The organism is Lysinibacillus sphaericus, assembly GCF_005217585.1.
GTDB classification, from domain to species: Bacteria; Bacillota; Bacilli; order Bacillales_A; family Planococcaceae; genus Lysinibacillus; species Lysinibacillus sphaericus.
In genome coordinates this window covers 546836-565292 of the sequence record NZ_SZPT01000001.1, presented here as the reverse complement: position 1 = coordinate 565292, position 18457 = coordinate 546836, and the positions used below count along the sequence as shown (strand labels likewise).

Sequence of the window (18457 nt, the reverse complement as noted above, 5' to 3'; positions counted from 1 at the left end):
TACTATAATGCGCAAAATGAATTTGGAGTGAAATTTACTATGAAACCTACTTTCCAACATGTTTTTCGAATTTATAAAAGTGATATCTTAAATATAGTATCAAACTGGGTAGTTGCTGTCATTGTTGGTGGGCTCATTTTTTTACCTTCTTTGTATGCATGGTTGAATATCTATGCTTCGATGGATCCATACGCGCACACGGCAAATATGAAAATTGCTGTTGTCAATGAAGATGATGGCACTACAATTAAAGGTGAAAATTTAAACATTGGAAAGGAATTAATGAGCAATTTACAAGCAAACAATAGCTTTTCATGGTACTTTCTCCCAAGGAAAGAAGCGCTCGATTCATTAAACATTGGTGATTATTTTGCAGTACTTATCGTTCCTAACGATTTTTCAGAAAAGCTTACATCCATTTTGACCGATCAACCTACAAAAGCACATATTGATTATTATGTAAATGAAAAAATTAATCCTATTGCTCCCAAAATTACAGGTAAAGGCGCCGGTGTTATTACCCAACAAGTTTCGAGTGAATTTATCTCAACAGTCAATGGCACACTTTTTTCTATGTTCAATACCATTGGCATTGAAATCGAACACGAGATTCCAGACTTCAAAAAATTTGAACATTATATTTTCACAATTGAACAACATCTTCCTGATATTGAATCATTTTTAGCTCAAACTGCAAAAGGTGGAAAAGATGCTGAAAAATTATTGGACACCACTATCAGTGAAATACCCGAGATAGAAAAAATGACAACTAGCGGTCTAACAACTATCCAAAATGGTTTACAGCTGATAAACGAGGCAGATACGCTGTTCACTCAGCTTTCCCCCATTGTAAAAGCAGATTTAGAAAGCGTACAAACAATCGCTCAACGATTCTCACAGCTTTTAGAGCAATTGCAAACTATCCAGACAGATACAGCTACCTTAGCAAAATCTAAAGACGAACTGCAAAAGCAGTTAACATCTTCACAAGATAAAGTAAATAATAGTATCCAAACGTTGGAAGCTTTACAGAAGTTAACACAGGCAGATGCCTCCTCTCGTAAACAACTGGAAAACTCTCTCCAAACGGTGATTTCATCGCTTCAACAGGAGCGATCGAATGATGTTATCGCTCTATTAGATAATAAAGGTATTATTCAGCAATTGGAGTCCATACAAGGAAAGTTACAAGCAAATCCTATTGTTAGCGACTCTATGATTAGTGTGCTCTCTACATTACGTCAACTAAATTCTGTAGTAACGGATGTCTCAAATAAAGTACAACAATTCAATAATATAGACGAGCAAACAATAAAAAAAGATATTGCCGCAGTCCAACAAACGGCTCAAGATGCTGCAAATCATTTAAATCAGTTTCTTAGTTACTATTCAGATAAACTGGAACCACAAATTCATACAACCTTGAATGCTGCAAAGGATACATTAACAAATGCATCAACTATGCTAACGAAAGTGCAAAGCTCCATTCCACAGGCAAAACAACGATTAAGCAATGCCAAAAATACGTTAGTAACGGCCAATAAGGCTATAGCTACCATTCAATCTGACTTCCCTACACTAAGTAAAAAGATTATCGACCTTGCTAATAAGCTACGGACATTAGAAAACGAAACCGATATCTCTGAAATCGTTCAATTATTAAAAAATGATGTCGAAGCAGAGCGAGATTTTTTTGAAGAACCCGTCAAACTAGCAGAACATAGAATATTTCCAATTGCAAATTACGGAACAGCCATGACACCATTTTATACCGTTTTATCTATTTGGGTCGGTTGTTTGTTGCTGATTTCTCTGCTTGCAGTGAATATTCACGACAACCCACAATATAGCATTCGTGAAATATATTTTGGGCGATTAATGACTTTTGCAACTATCTCCATTATACAAACATTGATTATTACAATTGGTGATATTTTACTGTTAGACATCTCCATTCGTGCGCCTCTTTCCTTTATTCTTTTTGGTTTAATCATTAGCTTTGTTTTTATTACAGTGGTCTACACGCTAGTATCTGTATTTGGAAATGTAGGTAAAGCACTAGCCATTGTGATGTTGGTTTTACAAATTGCTGGTTCTGGCGGTACTTACCCCGTTGAATTGTTACCAACGTTTTTCCAAGTAATTAATCCATTTTTACCGTTTACTTATGCAATCGGCATGATGCGTGAAGCAGTTGGTGGCATCATTTGGTCCAAAATATGGCTAGATCTTACATTCTTACTAAGCTTCTGGTTAGTTTTTCTGTTGTTTGGCTTGTTCTTAAAAAAATTGCTAGGCGAAAAAATGGAACTTTTAATGAACAAAACACGCGGATTAGATATTTTTCACTGATTTGTGACTACGCTAGCTATAAATATTGACGTGACCAATGTTATAATGGAAATATTGTAAACATGTAGGAGGCGTTTTTTTGAAAAAATTAATATCCATTTTTACGTTGTTATTGCTCGTTTTAAGTGCTTGCGGAACTGACAAACAAGCGACGGAAGAACAGCCAAAAGATACTCAAAATGAAGCTTCACATGATGGACATGCTCATGTAACAGGAGATATTCAGGAAGAGACAGCAAGTGCTGATGTCCTGCCAACATTTTTAGATAGCCAATCTGAAAATATTCGCTTAGTCTACCAAATAGCTGGACAATCAACCGAAATTTTAGAATGGATGCCATGCTACTGTGGCTGTGGAGAATCTGTTGGACATAAAAGTAATTTAAACTGCTTTATTCAAGAAAAAAAGCAAGACGGAACAATTGTATGGGATGATCATGGCACACGTTGCGCTGTTTGTTTGGAAATCGCACTACAATCCGCAAAAATGCATAAAGATGGCATGACTCTAAAAGAAATCCGCCAAACAATTGATGAAACATACAAAAATGGTTATGCAAAACCAACTCCAACGGAAATGCCTGCATAAAAAGTGCTGACACAAAAGAGAAAAGGTGGCTGGGACAAAACTAAAAAAATTTAAGGAACAGAGGAAAGCTGTCCGTAAATTTTTGCTATATGGAGACCTTAGCTATTCTTGCTTTTGCAATAAAAAAATTAGAAGTGTTCACTAGTTGTTGGTAGCGAAGGCGGTGACTCCAGCTCAGAACAGCACATAATGTTAGCCGCGGGCAGACCGCGCTTAGCGAGGATTGCGGCTTACTGTGCTGAGCGGAAAGCACCGTCGTAGCGGACAACAACGGCATAGCAAAAAAGTGTTAGATTGATTAGGTTCAATTTAACACTTTTTCTCTTATGTCCCCGTCACTTTTTTTGCTATCGCCTTTGTCTGCTATGCATTTACTTTTAAAGGTTGCTGGCAAGTAAATCGTTATTTAACGAGTCGTAACACTGTTTTAAAATATGGATGATTCGCACCTTGTAAAAGCTCATATAAAATCATTTCTGTGCTCGTTGGCAATATACCTAGTGCTTTCATTTTATCTAGCCCTATTTCCTTATTGGCTTTTGTACGAGAGGACACCGCATCCACAACTACTTCCACCTCAAAGCCTTGTTCTTTCAGTTGTCTTGCTGTTTGATAAACGCAAATATGCGCTTCAATACCTGTCACGATAAATTGGGTACGACCACTTGCTTTAACTGCATCGATAAAGGCTTGCTCCTGACAAGCACTAAAAGCCATTTTGGCAATCGGGGCCCCCTGAAGATGCTGCGCTATTTCTAAGGCAGTTCCACCTAAACGACTTGGATTTTGTTCAAGCCATAACACAGGTACATCCAAAGCCTCCATCGCTTGTACTAGTTTTGCTACATTTTGAATGACTGTTTCACTATCCTCTACAATCGTTGCCAATTTGCCTTGGACATCCACAACAATCAGACTTGCTTGTTCTATTGTAAACATACATACACCCCTTTCACTATTTCTTACCTTTCAGTATACCGAAAATTTTTTATCTATGTAGTTTTTCATCAATATGCAATACATAAAACAAATTGTGTGCCAATTGTGTGCGTGCCTGACACTAAAATGCTCGTTTTCATCGTACATAAATAAAAAATTGAGAATTTTGTTTTTTCTCTTGAAAATTAAGTTATAATCCAATAAAGGTGCTTTTATTAAACAAAACAAGGAGTGTACCATTTTGACACAACGAGCATACAATTTTAACGCAGGTCCTTCTGCACTACCCCTAGAAGTATTAGAAAACGCTCAACAACAATTAGTAAACTTCCGTAATTCAGGTATGTCTATTATGGAAATGAGTCACCGTAGTGCAATTTTCGACGAAGTACATAACGAAGCAATTGCTCTATTAAAAAAACTTTATGCTATTCCAGAAAACTATGAAGTACTATTCTTACAAGGTGGGGCAAGCCTTCAATTCACAATGGTACCGATGAACTTCCTCCAAGCCGATAAAAAAGCAAGCTATGTATTATCTGGTTCATGGTCAGAAAAAGCATTCAAAGAAGCTAAATTATTCGGTACACCTGTTGAAGCAGCAAGCACAAAGGAAAATAAATATCGTAATATCCCAGCATTATCAGATATTCAATTTAATGAAGACGATGCATACGTGCACATTACTTCTAACAATACAATTTATGGTACTCAATGGAAAGAATTCCCTGAAACAGGTCATGTTCCTTTAGTAGCAGATATGTCAAGTGACATCCTATCTAAACCTGTAGACGTAAGTAAATTTGGTATCATTTATGCAGGTGCGCAAAAAAACCTTGGTCCTTCTGGTGTAACAGTCGTTATTATTCGCAAGGATTTACTAGAAAAAGCAAATAAAGAAATTCCAACAATGCTTAAATATACAACACATGCGGATGGTAACTCATTATATAATACACCACCAACATTCGGTATCTACATGTTAGGTGAAGTATTAAAATGGGTGGAAGCTAAAGGTGGCGTCGAAGCTGTTGCTAAACTTAATGAAGCAAAAGCACAAGTAATTTACGATGCGATCGATAACAGCAATGGCTTTTATAAAGGTCACGCAACGCCAGAAAGCCGTTCATTAATGAACATCACGTTCCGCGTCGCTGATGAAGAACTTGAAAAACAATTCCTAGCTGAAGCAAAAGCAGCTGGATTTATCGGTTTAAATGGTCACCGCTCAGTAGGTGGTTGCCGTGCATCAACATATAATGCTGTGCCATTAGAAACTTGCGAAGCACTTCGCGATTTCATGGTAGCATTCCAACAAAAACACCAATAATGAAACAACGACGAATGCTTGTAAAAATAACAACATTCGTCGTTTCTTTTTTTTAAATGCATATTCTGCTCTTTAAACATAACATTCTTTCCTATTACCCCACCGATAGACTTCTATCTCTATGACAACCATATCGGTACAATCACACCTTTGCCATATAAAATAAACTTTAACAACATTTATTAAAAGAAAAAAATAGTTTTTTCTTTGTTTATCGGACATATTACCACCCTCCATTCTTCAACAAAACATAGATTATTAGTGTAAGGCAATAGCTTTACATTAAGTGATGGAGAAAGGAGGTAATATGAATGGAAGATAGACGTTATGTTACTCATATGAACTGGGCTCCTTGTAAATGTCATAAACCTTGCAAATGTAGCCACAAAAAAGAACATGAATGTAAAGAAGAGAAATGCCACAAAGCAGTGAACAACTGCAGAAGCTGCATCTGTGAGCAATTAAGAAAATTAGAAGTTGGAGCTGTAGTTGATGTTTTCTTAGCAGGCGGTCTTAGTTTCCTTGGTTTAACTTTTGTGAGCTTCAATTGTAGAAATTGCTGTGCTTATTTCCTAGAAGCTGGTTCAACATCACCACTTATTATCGATTGCAAAAAAATAGATGCTATTCGTGTAGTAAGAGCATAGTAGCCTTCTTTCACTGAGAATGGAGTATACCCTTTCCTTCTAAACATACTCCTTTGATATAAGTAAAAACCCTGTCAAAACTAATTTGACAGGGTTTCATGTTTACATTCTGGGCATTTTCCGTAAATTTCAAATTTATGATTTTCAATTTCATAATCTGGAAGCTTCTCACCTAACATTTCCATCGGGCAAACATTCAGCTCTTTTACATTGCCACAATCCATACAAATGAAATGATGGTGATGATGTTCAGATTCACAATGCATACGAAAATTTCGTTCACCAGACAACTCAGTCTCTTCTAAAATGCCAAGCTTTACAAACGTTGAAAGATTACGATAAATTGTATCGAAGCTCATACCTGGAAAATCTTTTTTCAGCACATCTAATAAATCTCGAGCGGTTAAATATTTATCCGTTTCCGCAAACATATTTAAAATTAACTCACGTTTATCTGTTTTTTTATAGCCGTTTTCTTTTAAAATTTCCCACGCTCTTGAAATATTCACAGTGCTTCCTCCCCTTGTTTTACAGATACCTTTAACATCATTTTCTTCACGATAATAACTAGCAATAAAATAACAATAGACGTAACGACAATCGTACCACCTGGCGCTAAATCTAAGTAAAATGCACTTACTAATCCTATAAACACTGCTACCTCGCCAAATACAATTGCATAGAGTATTGTTTGTTTAAAACCTTTAGCCAGACGCATGGCTGCAGCCACTGGCAAAGTCATTAAAGATGAAACAAGTAAAATACCTACGATGCGCATACTGGCAGCAATTACTAGTGCTGTCACAATCATAAACAACAGGTGAACCCAGCGAGCTGGCAAACCACTTGCTTTGGCATATTCCTCATCAAACGATAGCACAAATAATTCTTTAAAGAAGAAATATAAAAACACAATAACTACAATCGCAATCCCAATAACAACCCATAAATCCTGCCTCGACACAGCCGAAACGGAACCAAATAAATAGCTCATTAAATCGGTACTAAAGCCGCTGGCAAGTGAAATAAAAATTGCGCTAATGCCAATTCCACCAGACATAATAATCGGAATGGCAAGTTCTTCATAATGCTTATATAAACGGCGTAAGCGCTCAATTAATATCGAGCCACTCACAGAAGCAAGTATGCCTAAGTAAATTGGGTTGAGCATTGCTAATGCAGCAACAGACTGACTTACATATAAGCTACCAGCAATCCCCGCAAGTGTAACATGGGATAATGCATCAGCAATAAGTGATAGCCTACGAACTACGATAAATACACCTAATAGTGGTGCGATGATGCCAATTAATAAGCCAGAGAAAAAGGCATTTTGTAAAAACTCATAGTGAAAAATTGCTTCAATCATTGTGCCTTCTCCTTCTAATGAATCTTTCTCACCGAATGGCCATACCAAGCGTCTAGCGCATCCTGAGAAATTGAATCAAATTCGTTTTTGTAGCCGTGGAAATGAATTGTTTGATTAAGGCAAGCAACATGGCTAATGCGGTTTGATACCGTATCAACATCATGTGTAACAAGAATCATCGTAATTCCTTGTTCCCTATTCAATTTCGCCAGCATATCATAAAAGGACTGCACATTCTCGTGATCAATGCCGACTGTTGGTTCATCTAAAATCAGTAATCGTGGCTCACTGACTAAAGCACGTGCAATAAATACGCGCTGTTGTTGTCCACCAGATAACTCGCCAATATTTCGTTTCATAAAGGCGTCCATCCCTACGGCTTTTAATGCCTCGTATACTTTGCTTTTGGCATCCTTCGTAGGACGCTTAAAGAGCCCTAATTTTTTTGATAATCCACTAATAACTACTTCTTGAACTGTTGCAGGAAAACCAGAGTTGAAGGCATTGGATTTTTGAGAAACATAGCCAATCCATTCACGATGTTTAAACGTTGCACTTGGCTCTCCAAATAATGTGATTTCACCAGACATCGGTTTTAATAAACCTAAAATAATTTTCAGTAATGTTGATTTCCCAGAGCCATTCGGACCTAGGAGCGCCAAAAAATCTCCTTCTTCCACACGAAATGAGATGTTTTTTAATACTTGTGTATAGTCATATTGAAATGACACATTTTCAATGTCAATTAATGCTTGTTTCATGCATGATCGCTTCTTTCTAATTCAAAATCATTACGATTTACAAATTGTAAGTATAAATGAAAGTTTAGTATTTGTAAAGAAAACAAAACTTAAAAGGAGGGATTGTTTGTGAGTATTCAATTTTTGCAACAATTATCTCAAAGTAGTGATAAAGAAGTTGTAGCGATTGCCCGTGCCGAAGGTTTTGACATTACCACTTCTGAAGTGAAAAAGCTTCGACCTTATCTAGAGCAATTCTCTTTTTCTTGGCTCTTTTTAGGTATTCCAAAAGATGTACTCAGTGAAGTGGAAGCAGTACTCGGACGAAAACGTTCTCGCCAGCTTATTGCACTTTTTACTAAATAATAGAGTATTGCCCGAAAGTCAATTTAGACTTTCGGGCTTTCCTATGTAATAATCCACCAAAATATACCTATATTTTTAATTTTTTTCGAACTTTTTAGATAAATTATTGAAATTTAAAATTTTAGAATTTTATAATAATTGAAATTGATAATTAGAGAATGAAATACTCTTTCTCTATGCTTGTTGATTGTTGTGTTGCTTGTAGTTAATTTTCAGCAAAATACAAAAAGGAGTTGGATTTTCATGAAGAAAAGACTAGCAACAACAATTTGTGCCTTAGGATTATTGGTGAGTGCAGGTGTTGCAAGTGCAGGAACGAGTGCTATCACCTATGCGAAGGAACTGCCGAGTTTATCGAGAAATATCTATTTAGCAACAGGGACTAAAGACAATAATAGTAACTCAAAAGTTGAAAACTCTATAGTTGGTCAAGATTACAGAGCAACTATGTGGATTGTGGATGCTAAAGGGAAAAAGGTTTCTAATACTGCTAAAGATGTAACTGATAATGATACACGTTTCTTCATTGTAGATCAAAGTGCTGTTGGTGGCGATGTAACACTAGTAGCAGAAAATGACCAAAGAAAATTGGTGAGTGTAGAAATCTCAGGAAGATTTTATCCAGACACAAGATGAAATAGAGCACGTCAAATATTGATATAACAACGTTCATTGTCATTCTTTTATCAATTTTTAGAAAGGGTTGTCTTATTCAAGATAGGGACAACCCTGTTTTTGAGTAGGAGGATATCAATGCTTATCGAATATAAAAAACTATTTAACAATAAAAACTTTTATCTTAGCATTTGTGCCTTAATACTGCTTGTGGTGATTGCTGTCATAATAGGTGTGAAAGAACATAACGATGAGTATCAATTAACTGAACGGATTTATAGCCAATACTATGAAGAAGAAATAGTGAAGGATGTTCTTATTTTCATTTCTCCGCATAAACAATGGCTCGGTTTTACGAATAATTTCGCATCTGAATTGTATTATTTACTATTTCCGTTGTTGATTTCTATTGCACTTGTAGATTCAATTTATCGTGAAAGAAAAAGCGGCTATCAACATTTTATTTTTATGCGCATGGATAGACGGAAATATTACATTGCAAAGTTTGCTACTACTTTTTTCACTGCCTTTTTTATGTTCGTAGTGCCACTATGTTTAGGTGTAGTGCTTGTTAATCTATTTACGAATCATTGGGATTATACAGCCTATGCTAATATTTATATAGGGTTTGTTGAAGGGACATTGGCGATACCTGATAATGCGATAAGTGTTTTTAAAGGAGATATCCAACCTCTTTTTTCGGATTTACTCAGTATATCTCCTTATTTATATGCTGCTGTATTTTATACTATCGGTGGATTGTTTGCTAGTGCGTATGTTTGTATGGGGCTAGCGCTTTCCATGTTTATTAAAAATTATTATTTAATGATTTTTATGCCGCAAATTATTTATACAAGCATTTGGTTTTTAGCTACCAATAGCCCGAAATGGGTTCCCTTTTTCTTTTTAGCCCCAGATGGTATACATGGAGACAACTCCATTTCCATTATGGTTGTCGAATTTCTGATGCAAATTTCACTTACATTTGTCATCTACTTTATTGGCATGAGGAAATATGAAGATGTTTTATAAATACTTGACCTATTGCCTACAGGATATTCGCTTGAAAAAATTGCTCTTTTGGATTGTGGGATGTTTTATGTTCATGCTACATCTATTTGAGGTATTACCTATCACTTCAGTGGCAAATAGATGGCATACGGTGAAAGACTTTATAGTAGCCTCTCGTTATGAGCACTTCTATATTCCTGTTTTTTTATTATTATTAGCGCCTTTTTCATCTAAAGACAATGATTGGCTATTACTTAGAAGATATCGTCACCGAGAGCAATATGCCACGTATAAAATTTGCTTTGTGTTTATCGTGACTGCTTTTTTTACAGTAATTGTTTTTGGAAGTAGTTTGTTGAGCACATCGCTAGCGAAGTCGCTTTTTTCACCGTATCTCACAAATTACAGTGCCCTATTATTATATGTGCCTGAGCCTAAAGAAAACGGTTCATTACTTTACTTTATCTATATGTTTTATTGTGTTACGGCTATTTTCGGGTTGCTTTATATCGTGTTCCAACAACTTTTCAAAAATAACTTCATTAGTGCAATTATAGTTATGATTCTTGGCATGTTGGATCGATATATAAAGCACTTTGTGTTTATTGCCTTTCATAAAAGTGAATATACGTCACCTATTAGTTCATTCTTTATATTAGTGGCTGTTACGATATTATTAATCAATGCCGTTCATTACTTAGTCAATAAACTAGACTTTTACGTGCGAGATGATGATTCATGACAACATTTTCGTTAGAGTGGAAACTACTGCGAGAAGATGCCCTTAAAATTAGTTGTATTTGTATTGTCTATCCATTATGTACTACTTTATTGCTACTCCATATGACATCTCTTTTTGATGGACTGACATTGTACCAATCATATACTGCCCTTTTAGGTAAAGTGGAGGAACTTACTTGGATGTATTGGACTTTGTTATGGTTTGGGTATGTGCTATTAATTCAAATTGTTTGGAAGCCTCGCTCCACTTCTTTTTCCTACAATATGCTATTACGCTATCCAACAAAAGGTTGGTTTTGGCTTAATCGGCTGCTAATCCTACTTATATTCACGGCGTGCTATGTCGCAATCACTTATATCATGTGCTTTTTCCTTTTTTTAAAAGCTCACGTGACGCTACAATTTGATATCTTGATTGTTCTACAGGCATTCTTTCTACTCATTAATATGTACTGTCATGCCTTGCTATGGAAAATAGTTGAATTATTATTTTCAGCGAAAATAGCGACGGTTTTACTGATCGTCCTATTTTTTGCAGGTATTAAACGATCAGCTCCTTCTATTCCGTTCTATTATGGGCTAATGGGAAATTTCGACGTAAACATGTTCGCTGTCATTCTAGTGATTGAAGGGCTATTTATTTGTCTTATGTGTGTATTTATTGTTCAAATCGGCTTAAAAAATGATTATTATTAGGGAGGGTTGCTAGATGTCGATTGAAGTATCAAACGTTTCCAAGGTGATCAAAAAACGCATGGTGCTACAAAATATTAGTTTTCAGCTAGAGCGGGGCAACATTTATGGTTTTGTGGGGCACAACGGTTCAGGGAAGTCAATGTTGTTTCGGGTAATTTGCGGCTTAGTGAAGCCCAGTGCTGGAACAGTAAAATTATTCGGGGAAGTGTTACATCAAGATATTTCGTTTCCTAAAAGTGCAAGTGTTATCCTTGAAAAGCCTGGTTTTTTAGAGCACTACTCAGGATTCTCCAACTTAAAATTTTTAGCAGCGATTCGCAATCAAATTACTGACCAGAATATTAAAGCTGCGATAGCAAAAGTAGGTTTAGACCCCGAAGATAAACGCCCTGTTAAAGCATACTCTCTTGGGATGAAACAAAAACTAGCCATTGCTCAAAGCATTATGGAAACACCTGAATTGATTTTACTAGATGAACCCATGAATGGTTTGGATGAAGATTCTGTACAAAATGTCTATGACATTATTAACGCTGAAAAACAGCGAGGAGCAACTATTTTATTAACATCCCATAATAAAAATGATATTGAGTCTTTATGCGATCAAGTTTATAGACTGCGTGAAGGCGTGTTAAATGAAACCTATTAAATTTATTTTCTAAAGTTAAGCGAAAAACCGCCATTTAGCGAAGGGCTATATGGCGGTTTTTATTGTCTTACTCTTCCCAAAATAATTCATCCAACGTTTTATTTAACGTTTTACAAATCGCAATACATAAGTTTAACGTCGGATTATATTTCCCAACTTCAATTAAACCGATTGTTTGGCGGGTAACCCCTACTTTTTGAGCTAAATCTTCCTGTGACAAATCATGCTCTATTCGAGCCATTTTTAAACGGATGTTTTTCATGCTTATCACCACTGTTAATCTTCTAGATTTTTTTGTACGACTTGGTCACTTTTCTTTTTTGCAGCCATATATGATAAGCCTAAAAATCCTGCAAAAAATGGTACATAGATAATTAGCGATACTAAGAAAACCATGAAGAAATATTTATATGCTTGTTGTGTGCTATCTGCATAGTTAAAGGCACTATTAAGACCAAAAAAAATCGCCAGTACCAAACCAGTAGCCACTCCATAAATGATATTTTTCGTCTGTAATTTTATTTTACTGTTACTATCATGAACCTCTACTTCATCTGTTAAGATACCTAGATAAGCCGTCCTAACATAATAATAAACAGATGACACACATATAATCAACCACTCTGTTAATACATTGTCCAAGGACACGCCCATTTTAAAGAACTTTATTACAATAGAAATGGAACAGACAATCATAATCAGCACATACATCTCTTTGTATATTTTATTTTGTAAATTTTTAACACGTTCATCTACTTGCTTTTTTTGTTTCTTATACATAATTTCCCTCCATTTGTTTTATTACTATTAGTATATGAAATCATATTGCTTTTTGCAACATATAAATTGCATTTAGTTGTTTATAAATTACAAAATGCAAAGTGATTTACAGTGAAGACATAAAAAAAGACACATTTCCTTGTAGAAAATGTGCCTTAAAATCTAAACTATATTATAGGATTAAGCTTACGATATGTTGTAATTCTTACTTCTTCCAGTAGATGAATGCCTCGTTTTAACAGCTATTTCTGTCTTAGCACCTAAGTAATAAGCTTTGCAAACCAAGATACATAATGTGCCCCAGGTATAAATAATACTTGCGCCAAAATCGTTCCTAAAAATCTAGAGGTCATCATCATAACAGATGCTCTTTTTAAATCAAGATAACTTCCCCGCTGATTGATAACATCATCCGCAAGTATAGAAATTTTAGGGTCAATAAAAATAATTAACAAAATTGTTGCTACGCCATTGATTAATCCAGACGCCATGACAGCTGTTGCCTTTAATTCAGGGACTAATAAACCCGCATATAAAGAAGATAAAACACCAATAGTATAAATTGCTGTAATCACAATGTTCATCACAAATAGTTTAACTGGAATATCTCGTAAACCAATGCCCTTTACATAAGCCAAGCTTGGCTTGCGAATATGTTTAATACCTCTTCTTACATAGTCAAATGTGAAGCCTTTCTTCAATAAAGCTGGAATCGACCCTCTTTCCTCAGCCAAATGAATGATGCCTCGTGAAAAGATGGCTACGAACGTCGGCAGTAATAATATCCCCATTAGTGTCCCTAAGGATGCCGCTCCTATAATAAAGCGATATTGGCTTTCTACAAAAGCTAGCGCATTGTCAGCAGGCGCTGTATCCACTAAACTCCCCGTAAACGGTTGTTGCATCATATTCGCTAGCCTTGAAACCATCACCATTACATTAAACAGAGATAAAGCTGAAGCTAGTAACTTTACACGTGCCCCTGATAAACGTACCGCATAGGCAAGTGTCTCGATTGAATGAATGATGAGAATAAATAAAGCAATCATAATTAATTTATCTGTAATTATTTCCATTCTCTATACCTAATGTTCTTTGCCATTATTTCACATGTAGACGTTTGAATTTCAAAATAGTTCCGAACCGCACGATTGAGATACCCGCGAATTTAAACTGTTTACCCGCGATTGGTGTTTAAATACCCGCGATAAAACTCTCTTTACCCGCGGAAGCCGTTCAAATACCCGCGATATAGCCTCGTTTACCCGCGATTCATAAAAAAACGTAGACCAAACACAATTTGCATTGCGTTGGTCTACGGTTCTCTTACTCTCCTCGTAAAGCGTTAATAAGCTCTGGCTTATATTCTCCACTACGTAGCATATCAATTTCATATTTATACGGTGCTGTTTTAGTTTTCGCATCACTATTTAGAGCAACAAATGGTGTTTCTAAAATCTTCGGTACCGCCATTAATTGCGGATGATGAACCACGTATTTTAATGCATCAAATCCGATATGTCCAAAACCGATATTTTCATGGCGGTCTTTACCTGCACCACGAACGTTTTTAGAGTCATTTATATGAAGAACTTTGATGCGATCTACACCGATTATTTTATCAAACTCGTTTAATACCCCATCAAAATCTTCAACAATATTATAGCCAGCATCATGTGTATGGCATGTATCAAAGCATACAGAAAGGCGCTCGTTATGTGTCACACCATCGATAATTTTTGCAAGCTCTTCGAAAGAACGTCCACACTCTGTTCCTTTCCCTGCCATTGTTTCTAATGCAATTTGCACGGGATAGTCCTGCGATAGTACTTCATTTAAACCTTCAATAATTTTAGCAATACCAGCATCTGCCCCTGCACCTACATGAGCACCAGGGTGTAAAACTATTTGTGTAGCTTCCAACGCAGCAGTGCGTTCAATTTCAGATTGTAGGAAATCTACACCGAGACGGAATGTTTCTGGTTTTTCTGTATTTGCAATATTAATAATATAAGGAGCATGCACAACAATATTTGTCATGCCGTGCTCTTTCATGTGCAACAGACCATTCATAATATTAAGGTCTGCAATGGATTTTCGACGCGTGTTTTGTGGAGCACCTGTATAAATCATAAAGGTGTTCGCACCATAAGAAAGAGCTTCTTTACTAGAGCCGAGCAACATTTCTTTGCCGCTCATTGAAACATGTGAGCCAAGTAACATATTTATGCCTCCTTATTTTTTGCCGCGAGCTTTTATGCGACGTTCGCGTTTTTTAATTTTTTCCATTTCCCATTTCATATTACGTTTGTAGCCTGGTTTTACTTTTTTCGGCTTACGTACTAAAGATTTTGCTTTCGCATCAATCTCATTTTCGTGCTTCACGCGGTTTTTACGTGCATGACGCTCTTTTAGTTCCGACCATTCACCATCTTTGACATCCTTTTGTACAAACGGTATACCCATTTTCTCAATACGAGCTAATGCATCCTCGTCAGAAGGCTCAAATAATGTAATCGCTGTTCCTTTATTGCCTGCACGTGCTGTTCGTCCAACACGGTGAATAAAGAATTCTAGATCTTCTGGAATTTCATAGTTAATGACATGTGAAATTCCTTGAATATCGATACCGCGCGCTGCAAGATCTGTTGCTACGATATATTGAAACTCTAAATCGCGAATTTGCTTCATCATTTTTTTACGATCACGTGGCGTTAAATCACCATGAATTTGTCCACAACGAATCCCTTGCTCGTTTAAATAGCCCGCAACTTGCTCTGCATTTTTACGTGTATTGGTAAAAATGACCGCTAAAAACGGGTTAATGCCTTCAATAACATCCTGTAAACGTCTGTTACGAGATTTCGAACGAACAGGTACAAGGACGAAATCAATACCTTCTGCCACGGGACGTTTATCGTTCATATGAACATGAACAGGCGCTTCCATGTATTTTTTTAAGAATGGCTGTAAGCGTTCTGGAATTGTTGCAGAGAACACGAACATTTCAAGCTTTTCTGGCATTTGAGAAGCAAAGCCATCAATCTCTTCGATAAAGCCCATATCGAACGCTAAGTCCGCTTCGTCCACAACTAACATTGGTGCCGTATGCACAAATAACGCTTGAGCTGAAACAAGGTCACGAATACGTCCTGGTGTACCAACAACGATTTGTGGTTGCGTTTTTAACTTATCAATGGAGCGTTGTTTGTCCGTACCCCCAATAAATAATTTCGCTTGAATGTCTGTTCCTTCTATTAATTGATTTAACGCATCAAAAATTTGTTGAGCCAACTCGCGTGTTGGAGAGGTAATAACCGCTTGTACCTCTTGTTTGTCAACTTGAATGCGTTGTACGATTGGAATAAGGAAACTATGTGTTTTCCCTGTACCCGTATGTGCTTGTCCAATCGCACTTTTCCCTTTCAGGATTAGTGGAATAATTTCCTTTTGTATTGGTGTTGGTTCTGTGAAGCCAAGCTTTGCAATTGCGTCCTGCAAAAATGGCTGAAAATTATAATCAGTATATTTTGACATAATTCGTTCCTCCTTACATCTTTCCCATTGTACCATGATTCGGCCTTTTAGGGATGTTTACGTACTATTAACATAAGCATTTACAATATTCTCTTGTTTTTTTCATCGATGCAACGCTAACCCTTAACAAACTTACTTTAATTACGACTATTATGCAATGAAAAAAGTAAAGTGTGAAAAATGTGAAATAATTTAATGGACATTTCGTATTTTTTATGTCAATTTTTGTCCAACTAATGATTTGCATATTTTCCACATGTTAATATAAACATGAATAATAGTATTGGAGGTTGATAGTGATGAAAGCAGCAAGATGGTATAAAGCAAGAGATATCCGTGTAGAAAACATTGAGGAGCCTTCCATTGCATCCGGTAAAGTAAAAATTAAAGTACATTGGACAGGCATTTGTGGAAGCGATTTACATGAGTATGCAGCAGGACCAATCTTTATTCCAGTTGAACAGCCACACTCTATCAGTAAAGATATAGCGCCTATTGTAATGGGCCATGAGTTTTCTGGCGAGGTAGTTGAAGTTGGTGAAGGTGTTACAAAAGTAAAAATTGGAGATGCTGTCGTTGTCGAACCTATTCTCTCTTGTGGCGAATGTGCTGCTTGTAAAAAAGGGAAGTACAACATTTGTAAACAACTAGGTTTCCACGGACTTTCTGGCGGCGGTGGCGGATTGTCAGAATATACTGTGGTAGATGACCACATGGTACACAAAATGCCAGCAGGACTTTCTTATGAACAAGGTGCTCTTGTAGAACCAGCCGCAGTAGCTTTACATGCAGTTCGCCAAAGCAAATTAAAAGCTGGCGATAAAGCCGCAGTTTTTGGAACAGGGCCAATTGGTCTTCTTGTTATCGAAGCATTACGGGCATCTGGAGCTTCCGAAATTTATGCGGTAGAACTTTCAGCAGAACGTGCTGCAAAGGCGATGGAACTAGGAGCAACAGCTGTTATTAATCCGCAAGATGAAGATGCTGTTGAACGTCTTCATGCCTTAACAAATGGCGGTGTGGATGTGGCATTTGAAGTTACTGGTGTTCCTGTTGTTTTACAGCAAGCTATTGACTCCACTACGTTCGAAGGTGAAACAATCATCGTTTCGATATGGGAATCAAGCGCTTCTATCCAGCCAAATAATATTGTATTGTCTGAGCGTACTGTGAAAGGTATTATTGCCTATCGAGATATCTTCCCAGCTGTTATGGAGTTAATGACCAAAGGATATTTCCCAGCGGACAAACTTGTAACTAAGCGCATTGGGCTCGATGATGTTGTAACAGAAGGCTTTGAAGCGTTAATGAAAGAGAAAAACCATATTAAAATTCTTGTCAATTCACAAAGCTAACATAGACCCTTTTATTGTAAGCAGATAGAGAAAATACCTCTATACCATTCTCTCTATCTGCCTTATTGAAGTTATACTTTACACTACTTATTCATTGTCCTTCATTTGTTTAAAGATAGCTAAATTCGCCATTAAGAAGTTCACTTTCTCTTCCCCAAATAGACCGAGCGCCCGCCCTTCTGTATTAGCCTCCACAATTTTTTCGATTTCCTTCTCTGACAGCCCGCTTGCATTGACAATTCGATCGATTTGAATGCGCGCTGCTTGCACACTAATATGTGGGTCTAAACCCGATCCGGAGGCCGTCATAAGATCAGCAGGAATGTCTTGTCTTTTTATAGTCGGGTTTTCCTGTAAAAACGCTTGAATATCTCCCTCTATACGTTTTGTTAATTCTGGATTGGACGGAGCATAATTGAACGTTCCAGAGCTCACGCCACCATAAGCTATCTCACCATTGTTATCTGGTACAATATCTTCTTGTGTATAAACATTATAGTTAATGGATGAAACACGGCCCTTAAAAAACGCTGCTGATGTAAAGGCTTGCCCAAGCTTTTCCGAACCAACAGCTTTTCCGTCAACTTCCACAATACTACCATTCGCCTGATGCTTAAATAGCCCTTGTGCGATACCCGTTACCGTCACAGGGTAAATTAAACCACAGACTACAAACATGATGAAAGAAACCATTATTGCTTGCTTGACATTGTCCCAAAATCTATTCATATTATTTTCCTC

The 18457-nt window shown here is 36.7% G+C and carries 21 protein-coding genes; 11 read left to right on the top strand and 10 right to left on the bottom strand.

Features of this window, described 5'->3' with window-relative positions; genetic code table 11:
• Window positions 1-39: 39 nt before the first annotated feature.
• On the top strand, window positions 40-2352 hold the full coding sequence (locus FC748_RS02745; RefSeq protein WP_108029776.1) for a YhgE/Pip domain-containing protein: 2313 nt from the start codon (window positions 40-42) through the stop codon (window positions 2350-2352).
• Between the two features lie 79 nt (window positions 2353-2431).
• The gene (locus tag FC748_RS02740) at window positions 2432-2941 is read left to right on the top strand and encodes a PCYCGC motif-containing (lipo)protein (protein ID WP_024362967.1); all 510 of its coding nucleotides are present in this window, start codon (window positions 2432-2434) and stop codon (window positions 2939-2941) included.
• A gap of 402 nt (window positions 2942-3343) precedes the next feature.
• Here FC748_RS02740 and FC748_RS02735 read toward each other — a convergent pair whose 3' ends face one another.
• Window positions 3344-3880: a hydrolase gene (locus FC748_RS02735; protein ID WP_108029777.1), complete on the bottom strand. Its 537-nt coding sequence runs from the start codon at window positions 3878-3880 to the stop codon at window positions 3344-3346.
• A 241-nt stretch (window positions 3881-4121) separates the two neighbouring features.
• Here FC748_RS02735 and serC point away from each other — a divergent pair, with 241 nt between their 5' ends.
• Together serC and FC748_RS02725 are read left to right on the top strand one after the other, a co-directional pair.
• Window positions 4122-5210, top strand: a complete 1089-nt coding sequence (serC, locus tag FC748_RS02730; RefSeq protein ID WP_024362969.1) for a 3-phosphoserine/phosphohydroxythreonine transaminase — start codon at window positions 4122-4124, stop codon at window positions 5208-5210.
• Window positions 5211-5521: 311 nt separating this feature from the next.
• Entirely contained in the window at window positions 5522-5857 is a 336-nt protein-coding gene (locus FC748_RS02725) for a hypothetical protein (RefSeq protein WP_024362970.1), read from the top strand.
• An 80-nt stretch (window positions 5858-5937) separates the two neighbouring features.
• Here the strand turns inward: FC748_RS02725 and FC748_RS02720 are convergent, their stop codons facing one another.
• From FC748_RS02720 to FC748_RS02710, 3 genes are read right to left on the bottom strand one after another with little or no spacing between them, the layout of a single operon-like run.
• The gene (locus FC748_RS02720) at window positions 5938-6366 is read right to left on the bottom strand and encodes a Fur family transcriptional regulator (protein WP_024362971.1); all 429 of its coding nucleotides are present in this window, start codon (window positions 6364-6366) and stop codon (window positions 5938-5940) included.
• Window positions 6363-7226 (bottom strand): metal ABC transporter permease, encoded by an 864-nt coding sequence (locus FC748_RS02715; RefSeq protein ID WP_108030015.1) that lies wholly within the window; start codon window positions 7224-7226, stop codon window positions 6363-6365. The genes FC748_RS02720 and FC748_RS02715 overlap by 4 nt, the downstream gene beginning before the upstream one ends.
• A gap of 14 nt (window positions 7227-7240) precedes the next feature.
• A complete protein-coding gene (locus FC748_RS02710; RefSeq protein WP_107893949.1) occupies window positions 7241-7987 on the bottom strand; it encodes a metal ABC transporter ATP-binding protein in 747 nt (248 codons plus the stop codon).
• A 108-nt stretch (window positions 7988-8095) separates the two neighbouring features.
• On the opposite strand from FC748_RS02710, the gene FC748_RS02705 reads away from it, so the two are divergent.
• From FC748_RS02705 to FC748_RS02680, 6 genes are all read left to right on the top strand, one after another.
• Window positions 8096-8332, top strand: coding sequence for a Nif11 family protein (locus FC748_RS02705; RefSeq protein ID WP_024362974.1), 237 nt, complete (start codon window positions 8096-8098; stop codon window positions 8330-8332).
• A gap of 243 nt (window positions 8333-8575) precedes the next feature.
• Entirely contained in the window at window positions 8576-8968 is a 393-nt protein-coding gene (locus tag FC748_RS02700) for a hypothetical protein (RefSeq protein ID WP_108029778.1), read from the top strand.
• A 117-nt stretch (window positions 8969-9085) separates the two neighbouring features.
• Window positions 9086-9979: an ABC transporter permease gene (locus FC748_RS02695; protein WP_108029779.1), complete on the top strand. Its 894-nt coding sequence runs from the start codon at window positions 9086-9088 to the stop codon at window positions 9977-9979.
• A gap of 73 nt (window positions 9980-10052) precedes the next feature.
• A complete protein-coding gene (locus tag FC748_RS02690) occupies window positions 10053-10700 on the top strand; it encodes a hypothetical protein (RefSeq protein ID WP_137102281.1) in 648 nt (215 codons plus the stop codon).
• Entirely contained in the window at window positions 10697-11395 is a 699-nt protein-coding gene (locus tag FC748_RS02685) for a hypothetical protein (RefSeq protein ID WP_108029781.1), read from the top strand. Before FC748_RS02690 ends, FC748_RS02685 begins: the two co-directional genes overlap by 4 nt.
• Before the next feature lie 13 nt (window positions 11396-11408).
• A complete protein-coding gene (locus FC748_RS02680) occupies window positions 11409-12044 on the top strand; it encodes an ABC transporter ATP-binding protein (RefSeq protein WP_108029782.1) in 636 nt (211 codons plus the stop codon).
• Window positions 12045-12111: 67 nt separating this feature from the next.
• Here the strand turns inward: FC748_RS02680 and FC748_RS02675 are convergent, their stop codons facing one another.
• The 5 genes from FC748_RS02675 to FC748_RS02655 all read right to left on the bottom strand — a co-directional run bounded on the left by FC748_RS02675 (window position 12112) and on the right by FC748_RS02655 (window position 16361).
• Complete coding sequence (locus tag FC748_RS02675; protein ID WP_024362980.1) at window positions 12112-12306, bottom strand: helix-turn-helix transcriptional regulator; 195 nt, start codon at window positions 12304-12306, stop codon at window positions 12112-12114.
• 14 nt (window positions 12307-12320) lie between these two features.
• A complete protein-coding gene (locus FC748_RS02670) occupies window positions 12321-12824 on the bottom strand; it encodes a DUF6773 family protein (protein ID WP_108029783.1) in 504 nt (167 codons plus the stop codon).
• A gap of 260 nt (window positions 12825-13084) precedes the next feature.
• Entirely contained in the window at window positions 13085-13900 is an 816-nt protein-coding gene (locus FC748_RS02665) for a lipid II flippase Amj family protein (RefSeq protein ID WP_193768777.1), read from the bottom strand.
• Window positions 13901-14150: 250 nt separating this feature from the next.
• Complete coding sequence (locus tag FC748_RS02660) at window positions 14151-15047, bottom strand: deoxyribonuclease IV (protein ID WP_024362983.1); 897 nt, start codon at window positions 15045-15047, stop codon at window positions 14151-14153.
• A gap of 12 nt (window positions 15048-15059) precedes the next feature.
• The gene (locus FC748_RS02655; RefSeq protein WP_024362984.1) at window positions 15060-16361 is read right to left on the bottom strand and encodes a DEAD/DEAH box helicase; all 1302 of its coding nucleotides are present in this window, start codon (window positions 16359-16361) and stop codon (window positions 15060-15062) included.
• A gap of 299 nt (window positions 16362-16660) precedes the next feature.
• Here FC748_RS02655 and FC748_RS02650 point away from each other — a divergent pair, with 299 nt between their 5' ends.
• Window positions 16661-17716 carry a 2,3-butanediol dehydrogenase gene (locus FC748_RS02650; protein WP_024362985.1) on the top strand — a complete coding sequence of 352 codons (1056 nt, stop codon included), beginning with the start codon at window positions 16661-16663 and terminating at the stop codon, window positions 17714-17716.
• An 87-nt stretch (window positions 17717-17803) separates the two neighbouring features.
• Here FC748_RS02650 and kdpC read toward each other — a convergent pair whose 3' ends face one another.
• A complete protein-coding gene (gene kdpC, locus FC748_RS02645) occupies window positions 17804-18445 on the bottom strand; it encodes a K(+)-transporting ATPase subunit C (protein WP_108029784.1) in 642 nt (213 codons plus the stop codon).
• Window positions 18446-18457: the final 12 nt, after the last annotated feature.

Coding starts and splice junctions, on each gene's coding strand:
- FC748_RS02745 (WP_108029776.1), top strand. CDS start 40: ATGAAACCTACTTTCCAACATGTTTTTCGAATTTATAAAAGTGATATC.
- FC748_RS02735 (WP_108029777.1), bottom strand. CDS start 3,880: ATGTTTACAATAGAACAAGCAAGTCTGATTGTTGTGGATGTCCAAGGC.
- FC748_RS02725 (WP_024362970.1), top strand. CDS start 5,522: ATGGAAGATAGACGTTATGTTACTCATATGAACTGGGCTCCTTGTAAA.
- FC748_RS02715 (WP_108030015.1), bottom strand. CDS start 7,226: ATGATTGAAGCAATTTTTCACTATGAGTTTTTACAAAATGCCTTTTTC.
- FC748_RS02710 (WP_107893949.1), bottom strand. CDS start 7,987: ATGAAACAAGCATTAATTGACATTGAAAATGTGTCATTTCAATATGAC.
- FC748_RS02700 (WP_108029778.1), top strand. CDS start 8,576: ATGAAGAAAAGACTAGCAACAACAATTTGTGCCTTAGGATTATTGGTG.
- FC748_RS02695 (WP_108029779.1), top strand. CDS start 9,086: ATGCTTATCGAATATAAAAAACTATTTAACAATAAAAACTTTTATCTT.
- FC748_RS02690 (WP_137102281.1), top strand. CDS start 10,053: ATGCTACATCTATTTGAGGTATTACCTATCACTTCAGTGGCAAATAGA.
- FC748_RS02685 (WP_108029781.1), top strand. CDS start 10,697: ATGACAACATTTTCGTTAGAGTGGAAACTACTGCGAGAAGATGCCCTT.
- FC748_RS02680 (WP_108029782.1), top strand. CDS start 11,409: ATGTCGATTGAAGTATCAAACGTTTCCAAGGTGATCAAAAAACGCATG.
- FC748_RS02675 (WP_024362980.1), bottom strand. CDS start 12,306: ATGAAAAACATCCGTTTAAAAATGGCTCGAATAGAGCATGATTTGTCA.
- FC748_RS02670 (WP_108029783.1), bottom strand. CDS start 12,824: ATGTATAAGAAACAAAAAAAGCAAGTAGATGAACGTGTTAAAAATTTA.
- FC748_RS02665 (WP_193768777.1), bottom strand. CDS start 13,900: ATGGAAATAATTACAGATAAATTAATTATGATTGCTTTATTTATTCTC.
- FC748_RS02660 (WP_024362983.1), bottom strand. CDS start 15,047: ATGTTACTTGGCTCACATGTTTCAATGAGCGGCAAAGAAATGTTGCTC.
- FC748_RS02655 (WP_024362984.1), bottom strand. CDS start 16,361: ATGTCAAAATATACTGATTATAATTTTCAGCCATTTTTGCAGGACGCA.
- FC748_RS02650 (WP_024362985.1), top strand. CDS start 16,661: ATGAAAGCAGCAAGATGGTATAAAGCAAGAGATATCCGTGTAGAAAAC.
- kdpC (WP_108029784.1), bottom strand. CDS start 18,445: ATGAATAGATTTTGGGACAATGTCAAGCAAGCAATAATGGTTTCTTTC.